The sequence below is a fragment of the Bradyrhizobium sp. AZCC 1577 genome (assembly GCF_036924575.1).
Taxonomy (GTDB): domain Bacteria; phylum Pseudomonadota; class Alphaproteobacteria; order Rhizobiales; family Xanthobacteraceae; genus Bradyrhizobium.
Genome location: NZ_JAZHRQ010000001.1, coordinates 5,845,604 through 5,871,417 on the forward strand (window position 1 = coordinate 5,845,604; position 25,814 = coordinate 5,871,417).

The window sequence follows — 25,814 nt, forward strand, 5'->3', positions numbered from 1 at the left end:
GTCGTTGAGTCGTTAGGCGATTTGGTGACGCGGTGGTGGCGATCCGGCGTTCACTCTCTTCCGCGCAGCGTACACTTCGACCGAAGCGCTCGCAGGGATGAAGCCGAGCATCCGCACCGACGCCAGTTCGGTCGGGGAGTCTGCATATCGGCCGGGCGACGCGCGCGACGCTGCTACCCGACGCGACTGCGTTGCTCAATATTGGCCGCCGGTCCTCCCGCGCGGACATTGCGAGTACCGGATGGCAGTGTTTGTGAGCCCGCGATACTTTTCCACGGACTAATCGTTTCGACGATGATATTGATTCCGGCCAACGCGCTGTCGATTTGGCGCTGCACGTTGTTGACTTCGGCCTGCAGGAAGTCCTGCATTTTTTGGAGTTCGAAAGCCAACCCCTGAAGTTCGCCTATCGAGTTTGAGGTCAGCCGGGCGACGGAAGAGTTGATTCGTTCGGCGCTGATCTCCAGTTCGCTGGAGGGCTGCGACTTCTCTTGCGTTTCCGATTTGCTGAGTTGTGTCGCCGAAGCCAATTCCGACGGAGGCGTTTTTTCGTCGGGTGCGGCAGACGTTCGGGTATCCATCGGGTGCTCCCTTGGTGCCGGTTGGTCGCGACGCCAATCCCGAACCAGATTGGTTAATAATTCGTTAAGGCTGATGCAGATTGGTTAATAATTCGGTAAGGGGAAGCCGAGACCGTCGTTTTTCGATCATCGCGCCTCGCCGGCAAACGCCTGCCGCAGTTCCGACAGCCGATCGAGCGCGGCCTGCGGCAGCGGGCCCTTCTCCACCGCCGCGAGTGCATCCTCGAACTGTTGCGGCGTCGCCATGCCGACCAGGATCGTGCCCATCGCCGGATGCGAGATCGCAAACCGCGTGGCGGCCTCGGTCAGGCTGGCGGCAAATCCCTCCTCCACCAGCGGCATCAGCCGGCGCGCGCGATCGACATCGGCATCGTAGCTCATGGCAGAGCCGATCGGCTCCGGCGCAGCGCCCGCAATCGGATGACGCTCCGCCGAACCCGACAGCGCCCCGCCGGCCAGCACGCGGATGCCCACGACGCCAACACCGGCGGTTTCCGTGTGATCGAACAGCCGTCCATAATCCTGCGCCGGATATTTCGCCGGCAATGCGTCGGCGGCAGATGGATTGAGCATGTTGTAGACGACCTGCGCGCTGTCGAACACGCGCGCATTGATCACCTGATGCAGCGCCGCCGTATCGCCCAGCGCCGTGATCCCGAGAAACCGGATCTTCCCCTCTCGCCGCAGCCGCTCGAACGCCGGCACCACCTCGTCCAGCACCTGCCGCACGCTCAGCGCCGGCCCGCCGCCTTGCTCGGTGATGGGATTGTGCAGATGAAAAATATCGACCCGCTCGAGCCGCAGCCGCGCCAGGCTGCCTTCGAGCGATAGCCGCACCGCCTCATCAATGCGATCACGATCGCCAGGCGGCAACCGGACCTTGGTGGCGACAACCACGTCGACCGGCTTCAGCTTCTGCAAAACCCGGCCAAGGTTCCTTTCCGATTCCCCGTCGCCATACTGCACCGCGGTGTCGAAGTAGTTGACGCCAGCGGCAATTGCGCGCGCGATGGCTCGCTCCTGGTCGGCAGCATCGCCACGCACCATCAACCCGCCGACGGCGCCGCAGCCGAAGCCGAGGATCGAGAGCCGCATCCCGGTGCGGCCAAAGGTTCGAAATTCCATCGCGTTTCCTCCTGAGGTGGATGACCTGCGCGCTAGCCTTTTTCCGGCGACCAGCCATAGGCCTTGATGCAAGCGCCGCCCATCAGCATGGCGCGCTCGCTCTCGTTCAGGCGGCTGGTCCTGAGGAACGGCTCGACCGCCTGCTCGTAGTTGACGACGGCGAACGCCCGCGTCCAGTCCGTGCCCCACAGGCAGCGCTCGAAACCCCAGGCATCGAACACGCGGGCGAGCGGGTCCCAGATATCGGGGAAAGGATACGGCTCGCGCGACAGCGTGCAGGCGCCGCTGACCTTGATCACGGCGTTCGGCCGCGCAGCGAGTTCCAGCACCTTCGGCAGTTCCGCCCATGGTTCGGGCGGCGCCGGCGGCACGCGTGGCTGCAGGATACCTAGATGGTCGATGATGAACCGCGTGTCGGGATGGCGATCGATCAGCGCCCTGCCCGCATCCAGATTGTCCCAGCAGTGGAGGTTGACCGGAAAATCATGGCGAACCGCCGCACGCGCAATCCGGTCGAGGCCGGGATGGTCAGGCGCACGCTTGGCCTCCTTGGTCAGCATGATGCGGATTCCGACCGCGCCCGGCGTCTTCCTCCACTCCGCGACGACGTCGGCCACATCAGGGTCATCCGGGTCGACCGGCTTGACGATCGCGAACCGGCCGGGATGCGCTCGCTGCACTTCCACGGCATAGCTGGCGTCGTAGCGGTACAACGAAAACGCCGAGATGAAGATCGCGCCGTCGACGCCAACCTTGTCCATCGCTGCCACCATCTCGTCACCCGTAACGTGATCGGGCCAGTTCGGCACACTGTGCCAAGGCCGCTTCGGACTGTTCGCCTCGTAGGCATGGACCTGGGAATCGATGATGGGCATCGGGGCGGTTCCTCTGTACCGAGAGATTTTGGACAATGCCGCAGGCTCGTGTCCAGAGCGCAAAAGCGAGGCCCAACAGCGGAACTGAGGCGGTCTGTTCGATCACCTGATCAGCGAGCAGCGTAGAGGCTGTGAAGGCGAGCGCATTTTTTGTCGGTCATCGATTGGGAAAAATGCGCAGCGCCCTTTCGTCGCCTTATTTTGAAGCGTAACTTGAGACGCCAAGAAACAAGAAAAAATCGATCTTGGGAGGCACGCCAATGTGCAGAACGAAGAGTTTCGTTTGGGCATCCCTCGCTTGTGTACCTCGACTGACCGCGCATTTGCAGGATTACCCTTCGGCCGAGACATAGCCGATGACCGCGACAGCGGCATCAGGTGCTGATGGCGCACGGCTTGATCGCGGCCGGATTGCATTTCTTGTGTTCGGACTGGTTGCTGTTCTTTGGCTGACGCGCGGGTTCGCCGCGGCAGGTGAAGCGTTGCAAGTGACGAACGCCATGGTGCATGCGTCCGATCAGATCGGTATCGATCTCCCGCTTGTGATGACGATCAGGAACGATGCGGCCGAAGCCGACGCCCTGTTGCGCGTCCGCTGTCCGTTCGCGAACTTCGCCGTAAGGCACACGGTCGATCGCGGCGAAGGCGCCCCAGCCATGCGCGAGATCAAATCCATTCCAATCCCGGAGGGCAAGACGACCGAACTCAAGCACGACGGACATCACGTGATGCTGCTGCAGACGCGGCAGCAACTTGTCGACGGCGAGACGTTTACATGCGCCATCGTTTTCCAGAAAGGCGGAACCAAAGAAACGGAGGTGCGGGTTTCACGAACGCCCTGATCGCGACAGCGGCCCGGTGAGCCGCTGAACGAGGCTTCTCAGCTAAACGCCCGGATGTGCCGGACGCTCGATTTAACGTGGACTGCCAAAAGGAGGGCATTTCTCATGGAGCGATTTTCAGGTCACACAAGAATCTCCACGCGAGCGCGCCTGCTCGCCGTTGCAGTCGCTGCCGTGGGCATGACGGCCGCACTGCCGGCATCCGCCGCCGACGAGGTCAATCAGGAACGGCTGCTCAACGTCGAGAAGGAGCCGGGCAACTGGCTTCATCATCATCAGAATTACGCGGCTCACCGGTTCTCCACTCTGAAGGAGATCAACCGCGATAACGTGAAGAACCTGAAGGTCGCCTGGACCATGCATCTCGGCGGCATCGAAGGCGGCGGCATCTGGAGCCATGGCGGGCTGGAAGGCACTCCGATTGCCGAAAACGGCTTTCTCTACGTCACCGATGGATGGGGTTCAGTCTACAAGATCGATGCGCATGGTGGCCGCGGCGTGTTGCTCTGGAAGATGGACCCCAAGACCGACCGGGACTGGGCTGGCGCCGTGGCGTGCTGCGGCGTCGACAACCGCGGCGTCGCGCTGTGGGGTGATCTCGTCATTTCCCATACGCTTGATGGCCGGCTGATCGCGACCAACAAGGAAACCGGCCAGGTTGCCTGGCAGCGCACGGTGGCCGATCCGGACAAGGGCGAGGTGATCACCGGCGCGCCGTTGATCGTCAAGAACATGGCGATCACCGGCGTGGCGGGCGCGGAGTACGGCATCCGTGGCTGGATCGCCGCCACCGACCTGACGACCCAGAAGGAGGTCTGGCGCACCCACACAATCCCGGGCAAGGGCGAGCCCGGCAGCGAGACCTGGAAAGACAGCAACAACGCCGCCGCCGCCGGCGGCGGTTCGACCTGGGTAACAGGCACCTACGATCCAGCAACGGACACCATCATCTGGGGCATCGGCAACCCCGGGCCGGACTGGGATAATGAATATCGGCCAGGCGACAACCTTTACACCGATAGTTCGCTGGCCCTTGATGCCACGACTGGCAAGATCAAGTGGCATTATCAGCACACGCCAAACGACCCCTACGACTACGACAGCGTGGCGGAAAACGTGCTGGTCGACGTCCCCGGGCCCAGTGGTCCGCGGAAGCTCGCGCTCGAAGCCGACCGCAACGGCTTCGCCTATGCGATCGATCGCACCACCGGCAAGTTCGTCTGGGGCCTGCCGTTCGTCAAGAAAGTCACATGGACCAAGGGGCTCGATGCGGAGACCGGCAAGCCGATCGAGTATGACCCGAACAAGGCCGTGCAGACCTACATCGCGTCGGTGACGCCAAGCCGCACCAACTTGGAAACCGACATCTGCCCCGGCAACATGGGCGGCAAGAACTGGCCGCCGACGGCCTACAATCCGGACTTGAAGCTCTGGTACATCCCGGTGATCGAGAGCTGCAATCGCATCAAAGTCGAGGTGATGACGCCGGAAAAACTGAAACCGCGGGAGTTCTGGACCGGCGGCGGCCCGAGCCAGCCATTCAGGATCACCGGCAGCGTGACTGCGATCGATGTGACGACCGGCAAGATCGCCCAAAAAATGGAAACGCCGTTCCCCAATTTGGGCGGCATGCTTGCAACTCCCGACCTCGTCTTCACCGGTCAGCCGTCCGGCGAAGTGATGGCGCTTGACGCCAAGTCATTGCAGAAGCTCTGGGAGTTCAACACGGGCGGCGGCGTCAACGCACCGCCGATGACCTTTACGGTCGATGGCAAACAGTACGTTGCCATCCTGGTCGGCCTTGGCGGCGCCTGGGACAAGTGGTTCATCGATTCGACGCCCGAACTGAAGAAGATACAGCCGGGATCGATGCTCTACGTATTCGCACTCTGACATCCAAAAAACGGAGGGTCCGCCAACCGCGGGCCCTCCTTCGACAAGAGACGCAATGATGATCTTCAGCAGATTCCCGGCGGCAGGCATGCTGATCGTGAGCGTCGTCGCCCTGAATTTCTCGATTGGTACCACAGCTTTCGGTCAGTCGGCGCAAGCGCCAGCTTCGGATCCGACCAATGCCGGCAAGGCCGTTTTCAGTAAAGCCAATTGCGTGGGCTGCCACAAATGGCACGGCAATGGCGGCGGCGGCTACGGCGGCGATGCGCTGTCGCTGCGCAAGTCCGAGCTGACACGCGATCAGATCATTGAAATCGTCGGCTGCGGGCGGCCGGGCACCGGGATGCCATTCTTTATGCGCGGCGCCTACGATGAGGTGAAATGCCACGGCATGAACCGCCAGGACGCGGGGGCACAGATGCCGCCCGAGGGCGGAACGTTTCTGCGGCCGAAGGATATTGAAGCCGTCGCCGACTACATGATCGCCCACATCAAGGGAGCCGGCGAACCCACTTACGCGGAATGCGTCGCCTTCTTCTCAAGCACCTCGCGGGTATGCGACGTCTACAAGAACCAAGCGCAGAAGCCAGATGATGCGACCGCCAGCACCGGGAAGGGCCAGTGATGCTCAGACTGAAGCTGCCGGGCGTTCTTGCTGCGGGCCTGCTTGCCTGGCAGGCCGTCACGCTCGCGAGCTCTCCGGCTGGTGCGGAAGAATTCAGCGGCAACGATCTGCGTGACATTCGCCTCGGAATGGCTGCGGCCGAGTTGGCGGAGACCGGTTACGTCGACTTCTACTGCGCGGCGGACCCGAAGCGCACATTGGCTGGCTGGCAAAACTGGCGTGACTGCCCTGCCGACGCGAATGGAACACGGGCGATCCGATTTGGTTACGATCCGTCGACCAGCCGCGACGGCACGATGGTGGCGGGTCATCCGGCGATCCTCACCCTGCTGATCGACGATACTGCGCACGTTGCCGGCTTGCAGATCGAGACCGATCCGAAGGCGCGTCTCTATATCCGAAAGAAGGCGTTTCTCCTGGGGCTGCAGGCCAAGTCGCGCTACGGCTCGGACGGCTGGGCATGTACCGAGGGCCAGCCGGGTGCAGGAGACCAGCCAGTGGGAGGCATCTATCTCAAGGAGCGCTGCACCAAGACGATCAGTGGCCGTTCACTCGTTGTCGAACGCAACCTCTTCCGCCGGTCCGATCAGGACAGCAAGAATTTTGTCGACGAATCTCGCATCAGCATCCTGCGAGCCAAGAATTAGCAGCTCGGTCGCGATCATGCGGATCACGGACCTGAAGGCTTAAGGCTCGTTTCTTCGTAGAAGACCGATTGCAGGTGCGGATGGCGTACTCGACAAGGCGTCATCCGCGGAATGTCGACCGGCAATGATTGTCGTGGGCTCCGTGGCACGTCTCAAATGTGCCAGCAGCGGAAATCAAATGCCGAATTTCAGCAGTTCACCGCGGAGGCGCTGCGCTCCCCGTGGTCGGCTTGTCACCCGGAATCTTGTACTCGCCACGGAGTTCATCCCACAAGGCCGTGTCACTGATCAGGACGACATGGTAATCGCCGCTGCCTGTGATCCCCGCATACTTACCCGTGCCGCCGGTGAACTGGAATGTCCCGCGGAACTCCCGCGGCTTCGCGTCTTTCAGGACGTACTTGGCAAAGACCTTGGATCCATCGGCCTCCGTGAAGGTCTTGTAGCCGCCGCTGGACATGCCAGCATCCGTTTGATCAACCACCTGATAGCGGGCTTTGTCGAGAAAGGGCTTGCCGTCGGCATTGAACACGGCACCGTCGTATTCAGTGACTGACACCGTATGGTCAGCCCGGTGTTCCAGCTTCACGCTCTTGCTCGATAGGGTGACCAGAACGGCTCGACCGAACCATTGGCCTGATTCTTCCGCCACGGCCGACACAGAGGCCGCCGGGGCTGCCAAGGCAAGCACAACACAACCGCACATCCACGATGAATTGAGATGATACCTCATGGTTTCCTCCCAGATGGGTTGCAGGTTACGATTTTGTCGGAGCCAATACCTCCATGATTGCCCTCTCAGAACTCTTACCTCGCCCCTTTGGTTGCCCATCTACTTGAACAAACCCCTTCGTTTGTTGATTGGCAATCACATGCGAACCGCTCGGCCTCCTCAACGACCCGACCGTCGACCACCAAGCCCCGCAAGCTGTCTTTGCCGACTGGCTCGTGGCTTACCGGCATACCAGCAATCCGGACGAGGAGTGTGGACTGCGTTACACGCAGGAAGCGGGAGCAGGAGCGACGTGTTGGTCGCCCTGATTCTTGATTGACGCGTAACAACAGTCGTAGGCGGATTAGCGCAGCGTAACCCGCCATCTTGCTGCAGATGCAGCGGCGGATTACGCCTGCGGCTAATCCGCCCTGCGCGCTGCGCGCTGACATGGGCCGCGCCGCCAGCCTCGTCTGCAATAAGCCAATTTCAGGCCAAGCGCGCGTCCGCGCGGCTGTGGCAACACGACTAGGGTAATGGTACCGTTGAGCGGTGCAATTGGGGGCCGCGGCAGGAGCTTCAGCAATGGTCGAACAAGAAATTCGATTCGATCACGGTGCCGCCTATGAGCAGATGATGGGAGTCTGGAGCCGACTCGCTGGTCAAATCTTCCTTGATTGGTTGGCGCCATCCCCGGGTTTGCGGTGGATCGACGTCGGCTGCGGCAACGGGGCCTTCACTGAGCTATTGGTCGAGCGATGTAGCCCCGTGGAGGTCCAAGGTATTGATCCATCTGATGCGCAGCTCGCTTTTGCACGCACACGAACTGCGTCGCGCCTGGCACAGTATTGTAAGGGCGATGCTATGGCGCTTCCCTTCGGCGATGGCAGTTTCGATGCAGGCGTGATGGCCTTGGTACTTGTGTTCGTTCCGGACCCCGCGAAGGGCGTTAGCGAGATGGTTCGAGTAGTTCGCCCGGGCGGTGCAGTCGCGACCTACATGTGGGACATGCTGGGTGGCGGGTTTCCGCTAGATCCAATACTCCTTGAGATACAGGCAATGGGCATTGCGCCTCCGCGCCCACCACGGATGGACGCGTCTCGAATGGAAGCGTTACGCGACTTGTGGATCGGTGCAGGCCTCGAGGACGTGCAAACGCGGGAGATCACCGTAAGCCGGACCTTTGCAAATTTTGACGATTTCTGGATGACAAATCTCAAGTCCCCTTCGCTTGGGCCTACGGTTGCCGCCATGCAATCTGGGGACGTTGATACGCTCAGGTTACGGGTGCGTGCTCGCCTACCAGCAGGCGCCGATGACCACATAACATGTGATGCACGCGCGCATGCGATAAGGGGGCGCCGGCCCAAGTAGCTGAGCAGCCTCGGTCAAACTCGGAAGTCCGGAGATGCAACCGGGAGATCTGCCTTGCCCGCGTAAGCAGACATCGTCAGATCCGGTTCGTGAAGAGTCGACATTGAACAGGGAGAGCCTTGCTTTGAGGACGCATCAGGTCACCACTGGTGATCTGCAACAGATTAAGGGAGGCTGCCATCTGGGCAGCCTCTCTCCATACCTTGAAGCTATCCCCACCCCCCTGCCCCCGTCATGGCGACTCATCCCAACGTGGAGATGAAACGACAAGGCTCACGTCCATCCCGAACTCACGTGTGGGCTTCCGATCGGTCTTGAACAACCATTGTGCGGCCTCGGCGTTCGTGGCGCAGCGCTCGAGCCAGCGAGCCACGAGAAAATCAACCCGCGCGGCAAATCGCCGTCGAGCCGCTGCCAGCAAAGGCCTCGCGCCCAAGCTCTGATCGGATGGTCTCTTGACGTCGTTGCGGGCGTTCATCTTGCCCTCCTGCCGGTTCGGCGGAGGGAGCGGCCCTGCGCCGAGAGTTACACTCTTGCTTTGCGGATCAGCCCCGCTTCGAGCTGAAAGTTCGGGCCCCACGCCATCACGGACATGCACGACCAATCGGCCAGCCGAATAAGCGGCCGGACGCGGGCGGCAGTCTCTGCGATGTGTGTGCGTGCGTTGCGCATTACGGTCCTCTAAGAGTGCAGGCAATTTCACCCGCGACGAATGTCATGATCTAAACGCAGAGAAAATTCAGCCCGTCAATGTTTTATGCGCACGAGGTGCGGGATTTGTTGCGCGCTAGTAATTTTTCGAACGTCAGCGGAGCCGGCTGGGATCGAAAATTTCAGGCTGTGGTCAGTTGGCGGACGTGGCGGTTTACTTCGCCATGTCCGGCCTCCCCCGGAAGCAGACACACCAATCGGAGGGTTGGCATGTCCGCTGGGGCCAAACAAGCGGACGACACCTGTCGCGAAGCCCGTAGGCACAATTGAGGAATAATGCGACCTTGAACGAATTGCCCGACTCGCCGACGCACTGCAGCCGATAAGCCATTCATCGATCCCCCGCGGTCGGCACTGTAGTCGCCGGCTGCTGACAACGTCATGTCAGCAGCTCTGGTGTTCGAGATGGGAATGATAGTGCGGTTGGAGGCCCGGGGGCCTTCACCGGATGGATACGGATGTACCGAAGGCGACATGCACCCCTTCCGCGCCCCGCGACCGTGCAGTACCATAGTGTCCGGCGGGACGTGCCGAAGCCCTACTTATTTCGCAGCAAACTCGCTTGGCATTGATGACCACCTTCGTTCTAATCCCTGGAGCTGGCGGTGCCGCATGGTATTGGCATCGCGTCCTACCATTGCTCCGGCAAGCCGGTCACGAGGCGCTCGCCGTCGATCTACCCGGTGACGACGCTCACGCAGGGCTACACGCCTACGCCGACCTCGTCGTCGCCTTGATCGGAAAGCGAAAAGACGTGGTGATCGTTGCTCAATCGATGGGCGCATTCACGGCAGCGCTCGTGTGCGCTCGCGCTCGGACGCCGATTCGCATGCTCACCTTCGTGAACGCGATGATCCCTCTTCCCGGCGAAACGGCCGGTGAGTGGTGGGGCCATACTGGGTGGCTCGAAGCGCGGCAGGCTGCAGCCAAGCGTGGTGGCTACAGCGTCGAGTTCGATCTCGCTACGTATTTCCTTCATGATGTGCCAAAGGATATCGCCGAAGAAGGAGCCGCGCACGAGCGCCGGGAGTCCGAGATCGCCTTTAGCGAGCCCGCGAACTTCCAAGCGTGGCCTGACGTTCCGATTCACGTCGTGGCCGGTCAAGACGATCGGTTCTTTCCGCGCGACTTTCAGGCACGCGTGGCGCACGAGCGGCTCGGCAAGACCGTCGACGAAATCCCAGGCGGCCACTTGGTTGCGCTCTCCCATCCACGCGAGCTCGCCGAACTCCTGCTTGCCTACCTCGTGAAATAGGGCATGCGAGCTCGACAAGCCGTCGGCTCAAAAGCCGACACAGGCAAGACCAATGTGGTGTCTGCTATAGCCCAGCTACCGACTCATGCAGCACAGGTTTTAGTCGGCATTAGTCCCCTGCTTGGCCGATGTTTTTCAGTGCGCCGCCTTGGTTCTATCGGTTCAGAAGCTAGCAATGGCAGTGCGGCTCTGTCCTGCTGGTTGGGCAAATAACCGGCGTGCACGAAAAATCGATTTTTCTCGAATAACCAATTTTCGCTAACAACTTCAACGTGATTTGCCCCGTCCAGTCGTCGCGTCAGAAATATTCCGCTTCGCCGCGGACCCAAATCACGCTTACAAATCCCGCCGTCCCGTCCCGACAAGAGGGGCGTTGGCCATCGTCACGAACGTGGGGCGGGATGCGGTGGACGCGGCAGCGTCGGCGCGAGAAGTTGTTCGCAGGGCGGCTCTTCGGCCGTGAACGGACACGGCGCGCAGGACGTACGGCGCTGAAGCGTACGGCAAAACCGTGTGGTCCTGGCGGTGTCAAGCTGACGGAGGTGCGTTGAACCCAACCGGGTTTCGACAAGCCTTTAATCCGGCAGCGATGGAGGCAAGAGGAATTCGTCTCCAGGGAGAGCGCGGTATAAGCCGTAAACCACTGCGCAGGGAATGCCGGAGTGCCTCGGCTGTACCTGTATGCTCGTGTGCGCATCTCTTTGCGCTACTTGCACACGAGACCGCGGGTGCAGCAAGCACCCGGCATTCCCTGCGCCCTCTTCCAGTAGGGCGGATGAATTTGCAAAGCTCGGGCGGATCGCGCCGCGAGAATGCGGAGGCGTGTCCAATGCGCGCAAGCCTATCGTCAACCACAGATGTCCATGTTGCGCGACGCTGGAGCTACAGCTTCGCCTACAACAGGCATCGGTGGCTATGGGTCCCTGCTTTCGCAGGGACGACGCGAAAATCAACTCGGAACAATTCGCAACAAATCGCTCCTGCAAGTGAGTGGCGATTGCGCATCCAACTGTCAGCTTTAATCCCACACAGCGCCCTGCTAAACCGCTGGCCATGACCACTATCCCCACCATAAAAACCAACGTCGCGGCGATCTCGATCTTCGCCAGCGCCGGCATGGCTGCGGCGAAGTTCGCGATGGGTATCGCGATCGGCTCGCTCGCGCTGATCTCGGAGGCGCTGCATTCCTCCGTCGACGTGATCGCGACCGTCATCACGTGGCTCGTGGTGCGGGTATCCGACCAGCCAGCCGACGAGGAACATCATTACGGCCACGGCAAGTTCGAGAGCCTGTCGGCGCTGTTCGTCATCGCACTGCTCTACGTGCTGGCCGGCGGCATCCTGGTCGAATCCTGGAGCCGGCTGCGCGAAGGTGCGCCGCCGCCGACGATATCGGCTGTCCCCTTCGTCGTGCTGGTGATCGATATCGCGGTCAATTTCTGGCGCGCGCGGGCGCTGCATCGCACGGCGCGGCAGACGCGGAGCCAGGCGCTGGCGGCGGACGCGCTGCATTTCGCTTCCGACGTGCTGGGATCCGTCGCCGTCATCGCCGGCCTGGCGCTGACCGGGCTCGGCTATGCCTGGGGCGACTCGGTTGCCGCCATCGCCGTCGCCGTCATGATATCGATCCTCGGCCTGAGGCTCGGGCGCTCCACCGTCGAAACCCTGCTCGACCGCGCGCCGGCGGGCGCGTCGGAAAAAGCGACCGCGGCGATCCGCGCGGTGCCCGGCGTGGTCGGTGTCGAACGCGTGCGCGTGCGCATGGTCGGGCCGACGCATTTCATCGACGCCATCGCAAAGGTGCCGCGCACCTACCCGATCGACCGCGTCGAGGCGATCAAGAAGACTGCGCAGGCCGCGGTCACGCAAGCGCTCGGCGACGCCGACCTCACCTTCACCGCGGTGCCGGTCGCGCGCGACAATGAGAGCGTGCGCGAGCGCATCATGGTGATCGCCCGCAATTCCGGCCTCGCCGTCCACCACGTCACGGTGCACGATCTCGGTGCCCGGCTGATTGTCGGCATAGACCTCGAAGTCGACGGCGACATGGAACTCACCGCCGCGCACGCCATCGCCCACGACCTGGAGCGCAGCATCCGCGAGGAATTTGGCGAGGACGTCGAGGTCGACACCCACATCGAGCCGCTCGGGCCGGAATTGCCCCATGGCACCGACGCTGCGCCCGAGCGCGTCGAAACGATCAAGGCCGCGCTGTCGCGCTTTGCCGGCGGCAACGGCGCGATCCATGACATTCACAATGTGCGGGTCCGCGACACCGATGCGGGCGAAATCGTCAACTTCCATTGCCGCGCCGCACCGTCGATGAGCGTGATCAAGGTGCATGAGAACGTCGACGAGATCGAGCGCGCGCTGCGCCACGCGTTCCCGTCGATCAAGCGCGTCATCAGCCATGCCGAACCGCCGCGCGCGTAGGTTTGCGCCCGTTCCCGTTTCGGACTCGCATCGAGCGTGCCTTAATTCGTGTTGGACAAGATTTATTTCGAATTAACGAATCGTTGACTCTCGACAGCCCCGAAAAAAGTGGATTCAAATCGGCATGATTCGGAAGCTACGGGGTGCTTCCGGACAATGTGCAAAAGAGCCTTCGGCGGGGGTCTAAAGCATGGCGCGCGCGCATGCGGCGAACGCGTGTGTCCAATCCGATTCGATCAAAGGATTGGCGCAATCGATCGCAAAACCTGCCTACCACCGGCTGCTCACCGCAGAGCCGGCGCTTCGCCGCGCCGTGCCCACGCTCATCATCGCCTTCCTGATCACGATCTGCCTCGGCGCCTTCGTGCAGGTGATCGACCAGAGCCGGCAGAAGCGCGCCTCCATGAAGCGCGATCTCTCCGCGCTCACCGAGCTCCTAGCCGAACGGCTCGACCGCTTCGCGTCGGTCCGGCAGGATCGCGCCGCCAATATCGAACGGCTGCAGAGCCTGCTGCCGGACCTGATCCCGGCCTGGGGCGCTGCGAGCGGCCGCCACGTCATCATCACCGGCTCGGACCACCGGATTCTGGCCCGCGTTCCCGTCGAAGGCAGCCTTGGCGGCGATCGCATCCTCGACGTCATCAGCACGGCGCAACTGCTCGCCACGCCCGGCCAGCAGGGCGTCGTCAGCGACATGACGCTGCCGAACGGCAACGGCGCCATGGCGATCTCGCGGTTGGTCAAATCGCTGCCGGGCATGGTCATCGTCATCCAGGAACGGAACGAGCCGCTGTGGGGTTCGGATGCCGCTCTGTCGGTGACGCTGTCGGCCACCACCGGCTTTGTCGTGCTGATCCTCGGCTTCGCCTTCCACTGGCAATCGACCCGCGCCCGCGAGGGCGACCTGATCAACGACGCAGTCCGCGGCCGGATCGATACCGCGCTCAACCGCGGCCGCTGCGGATTGTGGGACTGGGACCTCTCGCGCGGCCGCATCTTCTGGTCGGCATCGATGTTCACGATGCTCGGCCTCGACTCCCGCAACGATCTCCTCACCTTCGGCGAAGTCAACGCGCTGGTGAAATCCGACGACATCGACCTGTTCGCGATCGCCGACCAGATGATCGCCGGCAAGATCACCCACATCGACCAGAGCTTCCGCATGCAGCACACCGGCGGCCACTGGATCTGGCTGCGCGTGCGCTGCGAGCTCAGTCACACCTCGGCCGATGGCGGGCTGCATCTGATCGGCATCGCGGTCGACATCACCGAGCAGAAGAGCCTCGCCGAGAAGACCGTGGAAGCCGACCTCAGGCTGCGCGACGCGATCGAAACCATTCCGGAAGCCTTCGTGCTGTGGGACGCGGAAGATCGCCTCGTGCTCTGCAACTCGCATTTCCAGCGCCTGCACAAATTGCCCGATACGGCGGTGACCCCCGGCACGTCGTACGAGACCGTAATCGAGGTCGGCAGCATGCCGGAGGTTCGCACCAGACTGCAGGAGACCGGCGCGCAAGCGCCGGGAGCCCGCACATTCGAGGCGCAGCTCGACGACGGAAGCTGGCTGCATATCAGCGAGCGCCGCACCAAGGACGGCGGCTACGTCTCGGTCGGCACCGACATCACCCGGATCAAGGAGCACGAGCAGAAGCTGATCGAAAACGACGCCCGCCTGCGCGCCAACGTGCTCGATCTGAAGCGCTCGCAGGCCGAGCTGGCCGATCTGGCGGAAAAATATTCGCAGGAGAAGAACCGCGCCGAGGAAGCCAACCAGGCGAAGTCGAAATTCCTCGCCAATATGAGCCATGAGCTGCGCACCCCGCTGAACGCCATCATCGGCTTCTCCGAGATCATGGGCAGCGGCATGTTCGGCGTGCTCGGCTCCGACAAATATCAAGAGTACTGCCACGACATCCTCACCAGCGGCAAATACCTGCTCGAAGTCATCAACGACATCCTCGACATGTCGAAGATCGAGGCCGGCCGCATGAAGCTCGACATGGAGCAGCTCGATCTGTCGAAGATCCTGGCAGAGTCGCTGCGCGTGGTATCCGGGCGTGCCGAGGACAAGCACCTGACGCTGGACGCCGATATCGAAAGCACCATTTCCGTGATGGCCGACCGCCGTGCGGTCAAGCAGATCTTCGTCAACCTCCTGTCCAATGCCGTAAAATTCACCCCCGACGACGGCAAGGTCACGGTGCGCAGCCATGTGCTACCCAACTCGATCGTGCTGATGATCGCCGATACCGGCATCGGCATCGCGCCCGCTTCGCTGCGGCGGCTGGGCAAGCCGTTCGAGCAGGTCGAAAGCCAGCTCACCAAGACCTACCAGGGATCGGGCCTCGGACTAGCTATCGCGCGGTCGCTGACCAGCCTGCATGGCGGCACGATGCGGCTGCGCTCCAAGCTCGGCACCGGCACCGTCGTCCGCATCGTGCTGCCGCGCGAACCGCAACAGCCGAAGCCGAAAGCAAGGGCCGAGGCCGAGGCGGCCTGATCTACGCCAGGGTCGGCGCCACCTCGCGGGCGACCTGCACCAGCGCCGCGATCAGCGGCGTCATCGGATCGCGCTGCGGGATCACCATGCCGATGCTGTAGTCGACGACGGGATCGACGATCGGAATGCTGCGGACGGAGTCAGCCAACCCCAGTGTCTCCGCAAGCTTGGCCGGCATCACGCTCGCCCAGCGCCCGGTCTTCACGTGCGTGTAGAGCACCAGCAGCGAGTTCGAGGTCAGCGTCGGCGTGGCCTCGGCTCCGACGGACGCCAGCGCGCGATCGATGATGCGGCGGTTCTGCATGTCCGGCGTCAACAGGCACAACGGCACCTGCCCGACCTCCTTCCAGGTGACCTGCTTGCGGTCGCCGAACATGGCGTCGGGCGCCGTCAGCAGGCGATAGCTTTCGTTATAGAGCGGAATGGTGCGAACCTTGCCGATCGGCTCGTTCTCGATATAGGTCAGCCCGGCATCCACCTCGAGATTTTCGAGAAGGCCCAGCACATCGGCCGACGTGCAGGACTGGATGCGAAAGCGCACGTCCGGGTATCGCGCGCGGTACGGCGTCGTGAGCTGCGCCACCATGCCGAGCACGGTCGGGATCGCGGCGATCCTGATTTCGCCGGAGAGCTTGTCCTTGAGGCTGTTGATCTCCTGCCGCATCGCGCGGGCGTCGCCGACGATGCGCCGCGCCCAGTCGAGCGTGCGCTCGCCCTCCGGCGTAAAGCCCTGAAAGCGGGAGCCGCGCTGCACCAGCATGACGCCGAGAATTTCCTCAAGCTGCTTGAGGCTGGTCGACATGGTCGGCTGGGTGACGCCGCAGGCTTCCGCCGCCCGCCCAAAATGCCGCTCCTTTGCCAGCGCCAGCAGAAGTTCAAGCTTGTCGATCACCGAGAAATCCCACGAAATTTGGCCGTATGGGCGGTCGCCCAAGTGCCACAAATAGCACGGGCGCGAAGGCGCCAATACTTCAAAACGGCGTCCGAGGGACGGAAATTCGACATTCATATTGTCCAATTTTTTATCCCATTGCAGCAGATCAACATCCAGACCCGCGCGGTGCATGCGGCGGCATTCTGGACGCCTGCGCACGGCCTCGTGGCGTTGCGGGAGGACGTCGGCCGCCACAACGCGCTCGACAAGATCGCCGGCGCGCTGGCGCAGGCTGCCATTCCGGCCGCCGCCGGCATAGTGCTGCTGACCAGCCGCGTCTCAGTCGAGATGGTGCAGAAGACCGCCGCGATCGGCGCCCCGCTGATGGTCGCGGTGTCAGCACCGACCGCGCTTGCCGTTCGCATCGCGGGTGCCGCCGGTATCACGCTCGCGGCCATCGCACATGCGGATGGATTTGAGATCTTCACGCATCCACAGCGGATTGCGGTTGCACAACATACTGGCGCTGCCGGAGCCGCCCATGTCGCCTGACCGTTTGATCTACATGGCCAATCAAATCGGCAAATTCTTTCAGAGCCAGGGACACGATAAGGCCGTGCCCGGCATAGCCGAGCACATCAGAAAGTTCTGGGACCCGCGGATGCGCAAGGCGATCTTCGCCCATCTGGACAATGGCGGGCTCGATCCCAATGTCCGCAACGCGCTCGAGACGTTGAAGAAGGCGTAAGCACCTGGCTGAGTCCGAATTCACCGGAAAGTTCTGCCGGTCGCGCAAGCAACCGGCAGAATCCCGGCGTCCGGAGATGGCAGCGGTCGGCTACATTCCCATGATGGCGATGTCCTTGACCGTGCCGCTGACGCCGGCGATCTTTGCAGCCTCGGTCGCCTTTCCAGTCGCGAGGTCGATGCTGTAGAGCGTGCCGCCCGCCATCAGCCAGGCTTCGTTCTTGCCGTTACCGTCGGACCAGATGTCAAACGCGACGGTATCCGCCTTGATCCCGAGCTTGCCGATCGCGCCAAGCACGCCGTCATTCGGCGGCGCCTGCTTGATCAATCCGCCGATGGTGCCGTCGATGTTGAACAATGCCGTTTCCTTTGCGCCCTTCACCGAATTGATATAGGCGCCGGCGACGATGTTCGGCTTTTCGCCCTTGTGCATGTCGCTATCGGCAAACTTGTGATCGCCGTCCTTGGTCACCTTGCCGTCATCGACATTCGCCCGCAGGTTCATCCCGTCCGCGCCCATCACGCGCAGGCGATCCGCCACCGGGTTGAAATCGACCGTCGCGGCTACGCCCTTGGCGAGCATGGTGTCAAGTTTGGATTTCGTCGTGGCCTTGCCGTCCATCGCAATGGTCACAATGGTGCCATCGTCGACCAGTCCATAGAGCATGCCGTCAGCCGGACGTACGTCGATGCCGACCAGCGCACCGGAAATGCCGGTGACCTTGACCGACCCGGTCGCCTTCTTCTGCGCGGTATCGACCATCGCAATGGTGTCGCCGCCGATCAGGGCTGCGACCTGCGCGGCGTTGGCGGCTGCGGATGACAGCAATAGTGCGGCCGAAGCGGCGAAAATCGAACGATAATTCATTGGTGAGCTCCCTGTGTTGCTATGATCCTCTCGGGACCAACACAGCGGGTACCGGCGGCGCGGCGAAACGGATGCAGCACACTGAAAATTATTTTCGACACATGCATCCAAATGCCGCATCTCAAGGTAGAACAACTATGCAAGGGCATAGACATGACTGGAAATGGCACCATCACCGCCAACCTGCAGGCTCCTGCCCTGTTCGATGGGGAGCGCGAGGCGCAGCTTACCGCGGCCCTGGCGCGCTGCGCGGCCGGCGACCGCACCGCATTGCGCGTGATCTACGACAGCGAGGCGCCGCGCATGGTCGGCATCGCGCGCCGCATCCTGTTTCGGCAGGACCTAGCGGAAGAAGCGGTGCACGACGCCTTTATCCGGATCTGGCGCGGCGCGGCCGGCTTCGATCCGCGCCGCGGCAGCGCGCGGGGGTGGCTCTATGCGGTGGTGCGCAACCGTGCCCTCAGTATTCATCGCGATGAGCACCGCTACGAAGCATCCGATGAAAGCGTCGCGGATGTCGACTGCGAGACCACTCTGTCACGGATGCCGGAGACCAGCGCGCTGCGCCGGTGTCTCGAGCAGATCGACCGCCCCCGTCGCGACGTCGTGGTGCTCGCCTATGTTCACGGTATGAGCCACGGCGAATTGGCGGGACGGCTCAAGGTTCCGCTCGGCACGGTCAAGAGCTGGGTACGGCGTAGCCTCTTTGCGTTGCAGGAGTGCATGGGATGAACCCGCACGAAGCCGACAACGCCATGGCCGCCGATTACGTGATGGGCCTCCTTGACGGTGCAGAGCACGCCGCCGCCGAACGGCGCATCGCAACCGACCAATCGTTTGCTCAGGCTGTCAGCGCGTGGCGGGAACGGCTTGCGGACCTCGATCTCACTGCCGAGGAAACTCCACCGAGCCCGGCGCTTTGGCAGCGCATCGTGGATGCAACCAGAATCGCGCCGATCGACGCCCTGCCCTCCGCACGCGCCGCGCTGCGCGGCGCCACACTGTGGGACAACATCCGGTTCTGGCGCGGCCTCGGTATCGGCGGAGCCTTCGCCGCACTGCTTTTTGCGACAATCATGATCGGTGCGTTGGCGACGTCGCGCCAGCTTCGTCATGACATGATCGCGCTCGCCCAGCGCAAGCCGATTTACGTCGCCGTGCTGGTGAACGACACGACGAAAGAGGCCGGCGCCATCGTCAACGCCTTTTCGAACGGCCGGGTCGAGTTGATACCGTTGCGGCCGATCGAGGTTCCTCCCGGCCGAACGCTGCAGGTTTGGACCTTGTGGGATCGCGCGATCGGCCCGAAGTCGATCGGCCTCACCGGTCAGTCGCGCACGCTGCAGCTCGACCTGGAGTCGCTGCCGGAAACCGCGCAAGATCAACTGTTCGAGATCACGCTGGAGCCCGAAGGCGGCTCACCCATCGGACGACCGACCGGCCCAATCCTGTTCAAGGGCAACGCGGCACGGGCCTTGTAGCCGCCCTAGAGGGAAAGTGGCCGGCCGTCCGGTTTCAGCACCAGCCCTTCTTCCAGTGACCCGGCGGGCAGCCACGGCCGCGCCAACCGACTTTTCGGCCGCGGCTCCAACCAAACGGACGGTAACCGTGGCCGCGGCCCCAACCATGCCCGCGGCCGTGCCCGCCCTTTACTTCGATCAGATCTCCCTTGACCAGAGAGTCGTGGATCAGCGGGTAGCCGCGGGGCATCGCCGTTGCCGGGGACATGAAAGCGATTGGTAGTGTGAGTGCGATTCCAAATAGTAGTTTGCGCATGGGCCGTCCCGCTCCAGGGGTTGAAGACGCCGCTCTCAAGCAGGAAAAAGCGGCAATAGTTCCACGCGATTGAGGCGAACGTCCGAAAGCCGCCATTGGTGCACCGTTCCCATCAGAAAAATCAGGAAGGACGGTCGATCGGCAGGGCGCCATTTTTCACCCGCAACCGAAAAGGTTGGGAACGATATCCATCGTCCGGCGTTGCAGGAGGGAGCAGGTAGTTCAGGAAAAGGAGAAATCCACCGGAATTATCAGCTCAAAAGCCCCGTCAGTTATCTTAGATAGCTGGCGGGGTTTTGATTGGGGAGAGGCTCGTGCCCTACGCGCTGTTTGCCGACGACAGGCAAATCGGTCCTGGCCTGCCGACTGAGGCAGAGGTCTGGAAGCAAGCCCTCGACGCTTCCCTGATTTCCGATCTTTCCGTTGCCGACGAAGCCGGCGGGGCGATTCTGTTGACCCGCTATCACGTGAAAGAAATCAGGGAAGAGTATTGCGCGCCGGATCCGGCCTGGAGGCTTCCGGACGAAATTTCCTGACGCCGCCTTGCCAGGGCCTTCACGCGAAGTCCCTGCTATGCCTGCTTGACAAAGGTCAGACCGCTCTCGGTCAGCCGTTCCTCGCTGGTTTCGCCTTCGGCCACCAGCCTTTCAAGGTAGGTTTCGAGTTCCGGCAGCTTGCGGTCGAAATCGGCACCAAAGCCCGTCAACTCGCAGGTTTTCCTGATGCGCTCGATGGGCCTGTCGAAAATGTTGATCGCGGTATGCATCCAGCCTCCGAATGACGGTGGTTCCGGGCGATCTCACCGGCGGCGACGATCGTACCTCTACACTTGGGAGCGACCGGGAACGGCTTCAAGCTTCGGACACAAATGTCATCGCAACGCAAATCGAACGGAAACGTCAACCGCCGCCGACAAGCGCCTGAAACACCCGCCGTACCTCGCCTTGCGTCTCGCGCAGGCGCGCTTCCAGCGTCGAGAAATCCGGCGTGTCGCCGGCGCGCGCCATGACGCGCAAAAGGTTCTCTCCCGACGTCTCCGGCTTGAATTTGCCGGTGACGCAAAGCCTGAGGATCTGCGTCAGGTCGTGATAGAGCCGCGCCGCCGAACGCAAAATCTCGGCGTCGGATGGCGGCAGCACGCCAAGGCGTGCGGCGTTGTCAAGCACCTGCAGCGTGGAAACGCTGAGGATCTCGGGCTTTTCCGAGGCGTGAACGAGCTGCAAATACTGCGCGATGAAATCGATGTCGACCAGGCCGCCGGCGGCCTGCTTGAGGTTCCAGATGTCGTCCTCGCCCTTCTCCAGCGCAATCGCCCGGCGCATGTCCGCGACGTCGCCGGCGGTCGAGGCCGCATCGCGCGGCCGCGTCAGCACACTGCGGATCGCGTCCTCGATCTCCTTCCGAAACGCCGGCGAAGCCGAGATCACTCGCGCCCGCGTCAGCGCCATGTGCTCCCAGGTCCAGGCTTCGCGTTCCTGATAATCGGAAAAGGAATCGATCCGCGACGCCAGCGGCCCGGCGCGGCCCGACGGCCGCAGCCGCATATCGACTTCATAGAGTACGCCGTAATTGGTCCGCGTCGTGAACGCTGAGATCAGCCGCTGGGTCAGCCGCGTAAAATATTGCGCGCCGTGCAGCGATCGCTCGCCGTCGGAATCGGGATTGTCCGTGTCGAAATCATACAACAGGATCAGGTCGAGATCGGAAGATGCCGTCATCTCGCGGCTGCCGAGCCGGCCCATCGCGAGGATCGCGGTCTCCTGTCCCTTGATGCGGCCGTACTGGGTCGCGAACTGGTCTCTCACCAGGCCATGCACGGTGTGCACAATGCCTTCGGCGACGTCGGCAAAGGCGACGCCAGCGTGCTGGGCGGAAACCGTGCCGGACAGGATCCGCGTGCCGATCAAAAACAGGCTCTCCTGCCCGAACAGCCGCAGGCGATCGAGGAAGTCTTCGTAAGAGTCCGCGTCCTTCAGCGTCGCCGCCAGCCGCGCCGACAATTCCTTCCGGTCCGGCATCGCGCCGAAGAAACGAGGATCGATCAAGCCGTCCATGATCTGCGGCTGGCGCGCCAGCATGTCGCCGAGCCTCGGCGCCGCGCCGAGGATCAAGGCCACCAGCGCGACCAGGTCGCGGTTCTGGCTCAACAGTGAAATCAGCCGGCCGCCGCGCTGCAATGCGCCGAGAAAACGATCGAACGTGGTCACGGCGTCGTCGGGATCTTCGGCATGCGCGAGACCGAGGATCAGGCCGGGCACGAATTCGATGAAGGCAGCCTTGGTCGCCTCGTTGCGGAGCGCGCGATAGTTGCCCTGCATCCAGTGCTGCAGGGTGCCAGCCACCGCGACGGGCTTCTTGAAGCCGAGCATCGTCAGGTGATCGAGCAGACGCGCATCCTCAGGCCCGCCGGCATAATTGAGCTGCGGCAGCTTCACCGTGCCGGTCGGATCGCCCTCGAACAGCTTGCCGTAATGCCCCTGCACGACGTTGAGATGGCCGAGCAAGTCCTTCGCAAAGGCCGCCCGGCTCTCATAGCCGAAGAAGTTCGCAAAACGCTCCACAGCCTCGGCATCTTCGGGCAGTGCATGGGTCTGCTCGTCCGCGATCATCTGCAGTCGGTGCTCGACGCGGCGCAGGAACTCATAGGCCGCGGTCAACTCGTCGTGGGCCTGAAAGCTGATCCAGTTGCTGGTCGCCAGCACCTGCAACGCATGGAGCGTGGGGCGCACCCGCAGTTCCGGATGGCGACCGCCGGCAATGAGCTGCTGCGTTTGTGCGAAGAACTCGATCTCACGGATGCCGCCGCGGCCGACCTTGACGTTATGACCTTCGACCGCGATCTCGCTCTGGCCGCGATAGGTCTGCATCTGCCGCTTCATGTCGTGGACGTCGGCGAGCGCGGCAAAATCCAGATGCTTGCGCCAGACGAACGGCGACAGTTCCGCGATCAGCGCCTCGCCCGCTTTGGCGTCGCCGGCGCAAACACGCGCCTTGATCATCGCGGCGCGTTCCCAGGTCCGACCTTCCCGCTCGTAATAGTGCAGCGCCGCCTCGGTCGAAATCGCCACCTGCGTCGAGGCTGGATCGGGCCGCAGGCGCAGATCGACGCGGAACACGTAACCCTCGCCGGAGCGTTGCTGCAGCAGGCGGGCGAGCGCCTGCGTCACCCGCACGAAGAACGGCGCCGGCTCGATGTCTGCGACCAGCGAGGTGCGGGTGGGATCGAAAAACACGATTAGGTCGATGTCGCTGGAGTAGTTCAATTCGCCCGCGCCCATCTTGCCCATCGCGAGCACGATCAATCCGCTGTCCTCCTCCGGCCGGTCATGATTGAGCGCCGTCATGCGGCCGCGCGTGACCTCCTGACGTAGCAGGAAGCGCAGCGCCGTCTGCACGGACACGGTTGCAAGATCGGTCAGCGCCGCCGTCACCCGCATCACCGGCCAGACCCCGCCGATATCGCACAGCGCGATCAACAACGCGGCCTCCGACTTCATGCGGCGAAGCAGATGCATCACGTCGGCCTCGCCCGCGGCAGCGAGTACGTCGCGCGTGCCTTTCTCGATCAGCGAGTTGAGATGTGGTTCCGGGTCGCATGCCAGCAAACGCAGCAGCCGAGCGGCGTCAGCCCGGATCAAGTCGAACAGGTATGGCGAGAACTCGGCGATGCCAAGCAGGATGGTCCTGGCGAGCGGGCGATCCAGCCACGCCATGATCTCAGCCGATTGCTCCGGCTCCAGTTCGGCGAGCCAGTCTCCCAGGCGTTGTTCGGCGTTACTGCTGGCTGCGACATGCGGCCCGCTGACGAACCGCGCGGCCAAGGCGGAGGAATTCATGCCACCTTCTGTGGCACATCCTGCGTTTGAGCCGCAAGCCTGTTGGCCGCGGCAGATAGCGCCGGGACTACCAGCGTCGCGGTCAGGCCGGGCCGGGAATCGCCGAGCCTGAGTTCGCCACCATGCAAGGTCGCCACTGCGGACGCCAGGCTGAGCCCGAGGCCGGAACCCGGCAGCGTGCGGCTCGCCTCAAGCCGCACGAATCGCTCGACCGCGTGCTTGCGATCGCCTTCGGGAATGCCCGGTCCATGATCGGTGACGCTGAGCAGCACGTGGTCGCCTTCGCGCCGCGCCTCGATCAGTATCTCCCGGGTGCGCGCCGCGGCGGCAGGGTCCAGCGGCTGCACCACCGGCGAGGGCTTGCCGTACTTGATGGCGTTCTCGACCAGATTGGCAAGCGCCTGGCTGATCAGTTCGCGGTTGCCATGCAGCCGCGCGGTCGTGGTTCTGACGCGGAGCGTCATGCCGTCGTCTTCGGCCAGCGGCTCATACAATTCGTGGATGCCCCTGGCGACGTCGGCCGCGTCGAAATCATCCATGTTGCCGCGCGCCTGCCCGGACTCGGCGCGCGCGATCATCAACAGCGCGTTGAAGGTGCGGATTAACCCGTCGGATTCCTCGATGGTCCGCTCCAGCGCTGCGCGGTATTCGGCCTCGCTGCCCGAACTCGCCAGCGCCTCCTCGGCGCGGTTGCGCAAGCGCGTTAGCGGCGTCTTGAGGTCATGGGCAATGTTGTCGGAGACTTCCTTCAGCCCCATCATCAGGGTCTCGATGCGCTCCAACATGGCGTTGAGGTTTTCCGCGAGACGGTCGAGCTCGTCTCCGGAGCGCCCGACTGGCAGCCGCCCCGAGAGATCGCCCGCCATGATGCGCCTTGTGGTGCCGGTCATGGCATCGATCCGCTGCAGCACCCGCCGCGCCACGAAGATGCCACCGCCGATGCCGAGCACGATGACGACCAGCAGTGACCATTGCGCGGCGTTGGCGACGATGCCGAACAGCCGGCGGCGCTCCTCCAGGTCGCGGCCGACCAAGAGACGAAAACCGTTGGTGAGTTCGGTGACGCGCACCAGCGCGCGGTGATCCGCGGTGTCCTGCTCGTCGAGCCGGCGATAGCCGGTCTCCGACCAGCCGGTTGAGGCCATCACACCCGGCGCCAGCGCGCCGACATTGCCGCCGATCGCTTTTCCCTCCGGCGTGGTGACGAGATAGAGGTTGGCGCCCGGCCGCAGCGCCCGATTGCCGAGCGTGAAGACGAGGCCGCGCAGGCCGCGACGCGTGTAGATGTCGGTAATCTCCGCGGTTTCGGCATTCACCGTAGCGGTGATCTGCTCGTTGATCAGCCGTCGCGTATTCCAGGCGAAATAGCCGAGCAGCGACGCCGCAAACAGCGCGAACAAAAACAGATAGACCAGCGTCAGCCGAAACGCCGTCGTGCGGACCAGTTTACCGAAGGCCGTCACGGATCATGTATCCGGCGCCGCGGATCGTGTGCAGCAAGGGCCGATCAAAGCCCTTGTCGATCTTGGAGCGCAGCCGCGAAATGTGCACGTCGATGACATTGGTCTGCGGATCGAAATGATAATCCCAGACGTTTTCCAGAAGCATGGTGCGGGTCACCACCTGGCCGGCATGCTTCATCAGATATTCGAGCAGGCGAAACTCGCGCGGCTGCAGCGTTAGCTCGTCCTTGCCGCGGGCAACGCGATGAGAAAGACGGTCGAGCTCGAGATCGCCGACGCGATAGGTGGTCTCTTCGGCCGGGCCGACATTGCGGCGCGACAGCACTTCGACGCGGGCCTGCAATTCGGCGAATGAATAGGGCTTTGGCAGATAGTCGTCGCCGCCGGCGCGCAGACCCTTGATGCGGTCGTCGACCTGGCCGAGCGCGGAGAGGATCAGAACCGGCGTGCGAATGCCCTTATCGCGCAAGCTCCCGATCACCGACAGTCCGTCGCGCTTGGGCAACATGCGGTCGACCACCAGCACGTCGTAATCGCCGCTCTCGGCCATCGATAGTCCCTCCTCGCCATCGCTGGCGAGATCGGCGACATAGCCGACTTCACGGAACGCCTTGACCAGATAGTCGGCGGACTCGCGGTCGTCTTCGATGATCAACAGGCGCATCTGAGTGACGGGT

23 protein-coding genes and 1 pseudogene are annotated in these 25,814 nt (G+C 62.9%); 13 read left to right on the forward strand and 11 right to left on the reverse strand.

What is annotated here, in order from left to right; genetic code table 11:
• Positions 1–173: 173 nt before the first annotated feature.
• The 3 genes from V1278_RS27860 to V1278_RS27870 all read right to left on the reverse strand — a co-directional run bounded on the left by V1278_RS27860 (position 174) and on the right by V1278_RS27870 (position 2,581).
• Positions 174–581, reverse strand: coding sequence for a hypothetical protein (locus V1278_RS27860; RefSeq protein ID WP_334382905.1), 408 nt, complete (start codon positions 579–581; stop codon positions 174–176).
• A gap of 126 nt (positions 582–707) precedes the next feature.
• Entirely contained in the window at positions 708–1,706 is a 999-nt protein-coding gene (locus tag V1278_RS27865) for an aldo/keto reductase (protein ID WP_334382906.1), read from the reverse strand.
• Between the two features lie 32 nt (positions 1,707–1,738).
• Positions 1,739–2,581 (reverse strand): amidohydrolase family protein, encoded by an 843-nt coding sequence (locus V1278_RS27870; RefSeq protein WP_334382907.1) that lies wholly within the window; start codon positions 2,579–2,581, stop codon positions 1,739–1,741.
• A gap of 356 nt (positions 2,582–2,937) precedes the next feature.
• Between V1278_RS27870 and V1278_RS27875 the strand changes: the two genes are divergently transcribed.
• The 4 genes from V1278_RS27875 to V1278_RS27890 all read left to right on the forward strand — a co-directional run bounded on the left by V1278_RS27875 (position 2,938) and on the right by V1278_RS27890 (position 6,588).
• On the forward strand, positions 2,938–3,423 hold the full coding sequence (locus tag V1278_RS27875; RefSeq protein ID WP_334382908.1) for a copper chaperone PCu(A)C: 486 nt from the start codon (positions 2,938–2,940) through the stop codon (positions 3,421–3,423).
• Positions 3,424–3,528: 105 nt separating this feature from the next.
• Positions 3,529–5,316 carry a PQQ-dependent dehydrogenase, methanol/ethanol family gene (locus tag V1278_RS27880; RefSeq protein WP_334382909.1) on the forward strand — a complete coding sequence of 596 codons (1,788 nt, stop codon included), beginning with the start codon at positions 3,529–3,531 and terminating at the stop codon, positions 5,314–5,316.
• Between the two features lie 88 nt (positions 5,317–5,404).
• Positions 5,405–5,941 carry a c-type cytochrome gene (locus V1278_RS27885; protein ID WP_334382910.1) on the forward strand — a complete coding sequence of 179 codons (537 nt, stop codon included), beginning with the start codon at positions 5,405–5,407 and terminating at the stop codon, positions 5,939–5,941.
• Positions 5,941–6,588: a hypothetical protein gene (locus V1278_RS27890; RefSeq protein ID WP_334384277.1), complete on the forward strand. Its 648-nt coding sequence runs from the start codon at positions 5,941–5,943 to the stop codon at positions 6,586–6,588. The genes V1278_RS27885 and V1278_RS27890 overlap by 1 nt, the downstream gene beginning before the upstream one ends.
• A 196-nt stretch (positions 6,589–6,784) precedes the next feature.
• Here the strand turns inward: V1278_RS27890 and V1278_RS27895 are convergent, their stop codons facing one another.
• Complete coding sequence (locus V1278_RS27895; RefSeq protein ID WP_334367955.1) at positions 6,785–7,321, reverse strand: hypothetical protein; 537 nt, start codon at positions 7,319–7,321, stop codon at positions 6,785–6,787.
• A gap of 564 nt (positions 7,322–7,885) precedes the next feature.
• On the opposite strand from V1278_RS27895, the gene V1278_RS27900 reads away from it, so the two are divergent.
• Positions 7,886–8,674, forward strand: a complete 789-nt coding sequence (locus V1278_RS27900; protein ID WP_334382911.1) for a class I SAM-dependent methyltransferase — start codon at positions 7,886–7,888, stop codon at positions 8,672–8,674.
• A 232-nt stretch (positions 8,675–8,906) separates the two neighbouring features.
• Here V1278_RS27900 and V1278_RS27905 read toward each other — a convergent pair whose 3' ends face one another.
• Positions 8,907–9,152 (reverse strand): hypothetical protein, encoded by a 246-nt coding sequence (locus tag V1278_RS27905; protein ID WP_334382912.1) that lies wholly within the window; start codon positions 9,150–9,152, stop codon positions 8,907–8,909.
• Positions 9,153–9,956: 804 nt separating this feature from the next.
• Between V1278_RS27905 and V1278_RS27910 the strand changes: the two genes are divergently transcribed.
• From V1278_RS27910 to V1278_RS27920, 3 genes are all read left to right on the forward strand, one after another.
• On the forward strand, positions 9,957–10,640 hold the full coding sequence (locus tag V1278_RS27910) for an alpha/beta fold hydrolase (RefSeq protein WP_334369232.1): 684 nt from the start codon (positions 9,957–9,959) through the stop codon (positions 10,638–10,640).
• A gap of 1,053 nt (positions 10,641–11,693) precedes the next feature.
• Positions 11,694–13,073, forward strand: a complete 1,380-nt coding sequence (locus V1278_RS27915; RefSeq protein ID WP_334382913.1) for a cation-efflux pump — start codon at positions 11,694–11,696, stop codon at positions 13,071–13,073.
• Between the two features lie 190 nt (positions 13,074–13,263).
• Positions 13,264–15,573 carry a sensor histidine kinase gene (locus tag V1278_RS27920; protein ID WP_334382914.1) on the forward strand — a complete coding sequence of 770 codons (2,310 nt, stop codon included), beginning with the start codon at positions 13,264–13,266 and terminating at the stop codon, positions 15,571–15,573.
• A gap of 1 nt (position 15,574) precedes the next feature.
• On the opposite strand, the gene V1278_RS27925 is transcribed toward V1278_RS27920, so the two are convergent.
• The gene (locus tag V1278_RS27925) at positions 15,575–16,465 is read right to left on the reverse strand and encodes a LysR family transcriptional regulator (RefSeq protein ID WP_057847652.1); all 891 of its coding nucleotides are present in this window, start codon (positions 16,463–16,465) and stop codon (positions 15,575–15,577) included.
• Between the two features lie 120 nt (positions 16,466–16,585).
• Between V1278_RS27925 and V1278_RS27930 the strand changes: the two are divergent.
• Together V1278_RS27930 and V1278_RS27935 are read left to right on the forward strand one after the other, a co-directional pair.
• A pseudogene (locus tag V1278_RS27930) lies at positions 16,586–16,999 on the forward strand (formate dehydrogenase accessory sulfurtransferase FdhD); the annotation flags it as partial.
• On the forward strand, positions 16,989–17,195 hold the full coding sequence (locus tag V1278_RS27935) for a formate dehydrogenase subunit delta (RefSeq protein WP_334382915.1): 207 nt from the start codon (positions 16,989–16,991) through the stop codon (positions 17,193–17,195). The pseudogene V1278_RS27930 and the gene V1278_RS27935, both read left to right, overlap by 11 nt.
• Before the next feature lie 90 nt (positions 17,196–17,285).
• Here the strand turns inward: V1278_RS27935 and V1278_RS27940 are convergent, their stop codons facing one another.
• Positions 17,286–18,062, reverse strand: coding sequence for a DUF4394 domain-containing protein (locus V1278_RS27940; RefSeq protein WP_334367950.1), 777 nt, complete (start codon positions 18,060–18,062; stop codon positions 17,286–17,288).
• Positions 18,063–18,215: 153 nt separating this feature from the next.
• Between V1278_RS27940 and V1278_RS27945 the strand changes: the two genes are divergently transcribed.
• The 3 genes from V1278_RS27945 (at position 18,216) to V1278_RS27955 (ending at position 20,374) form a co-directional block, all read left to right on the forward strand.
• Positions 18,216–18,794 (forward strand): sigma-70 family RNA polymerase sigma factor, encoded by a 579-nt coding sequence (locus V1278_RS27945; RefSeq protein ID WP_334382916.1) that lies wholly within the window; start codon positions 18,216–18,218, stop codon positions 18,792–18,794.
• The gene (locus V1278_RS27950; protein WP_334382917.1) at positions 18,791–19,543 is read left to right on the forward strand and encodes an anti-sigma factor; all 753 of its coding nucleotides are present in this window, start codon (positions 18,791–18,793) and stop codon (positions 19,541–19,543) included. Before V1278_RS27945 ends, V1278_RS27950 begins: the two co-directional genes overlap by 4 nt.
• A gap of 609 nt (positions 19,544–20,152) precedes the next feature.
• On the forward strand, positions 20,153–20,374 hold the full coding sequence (locus V1278_RS27955; RefSeq protein ID WP_334367947.1) for a hypothetical protein: 222 nt from the start codon (positions 20,153–20,155) through the stop codon (positions 20,372–20,374).
• A gap of 35 nt (positions 20,375–20,409) precedes the next feature.
• Here the strand turns inward: V1278_RS27955 and V1278_RS27960 are convergent, their stop codons facing one another.
• The 4 genes from V1278_RS27960 to V1278_RS27975 all read right to left on the reverse strand — a co-directional run bounded on the left by V1278_RS27960 (position 20,410) and on the right by V1278_RS27975 (position 25,801).
• Complete coding sequence (locus V1278_RS27960) at positions 20,410–20,604, reverse strand: hypothetical protein (protein WP_334382918.1); 195 nt, start codon at positions 20,602–20,604, stop codon at positions 20,410–20,412.
• A 133-nt stretch (positions 20,605–20,737) separates the two neighbouring features.
• Positions 20,738–23,674: a bifunctional [glutamine synthetase] adenylyltransferase/[glutamine synthetase]-adenylyl-L-tyrosine phosphorylase gene (locus V1278_RS27965; protein ID WP_334382919.1), complete on the reverse strand. Its 2,937-nt coding sequence runs from the start codon at positions 23,672–23,674 to the stop codon at positions 20,738–20,740.
• Entirely contained in the window at positions 23,671–25,137 is a 1,467-nt protein-coding gene (locus V1278_RS27970) for a sensor histidine kinase (protein WP_334367944.1), read from the reverse strand. Before V1278_RS27970 ends, V1278_RS27965 begins: the two co-directional genes overlap by 4 nt.
• Positions 25,121–25,801 carry a response regulator transcription factor gene (locus tag V1278_RS27975; protein ID WP_028348885.1) on the reverse strand — a complete coding sequence of 227 codons (681 nt, stop codon included), beginning with the start codon at positions 25,799–25,801 and terminating at the stop codon, positions 25,121–25,123. Before V1278_RS27975 ends, V1278_RS27970 begins: the two co-directional genes overlap by 17 nt.
• Positions 25,802–25,814 lie beyond the last annotated feature (13 nt).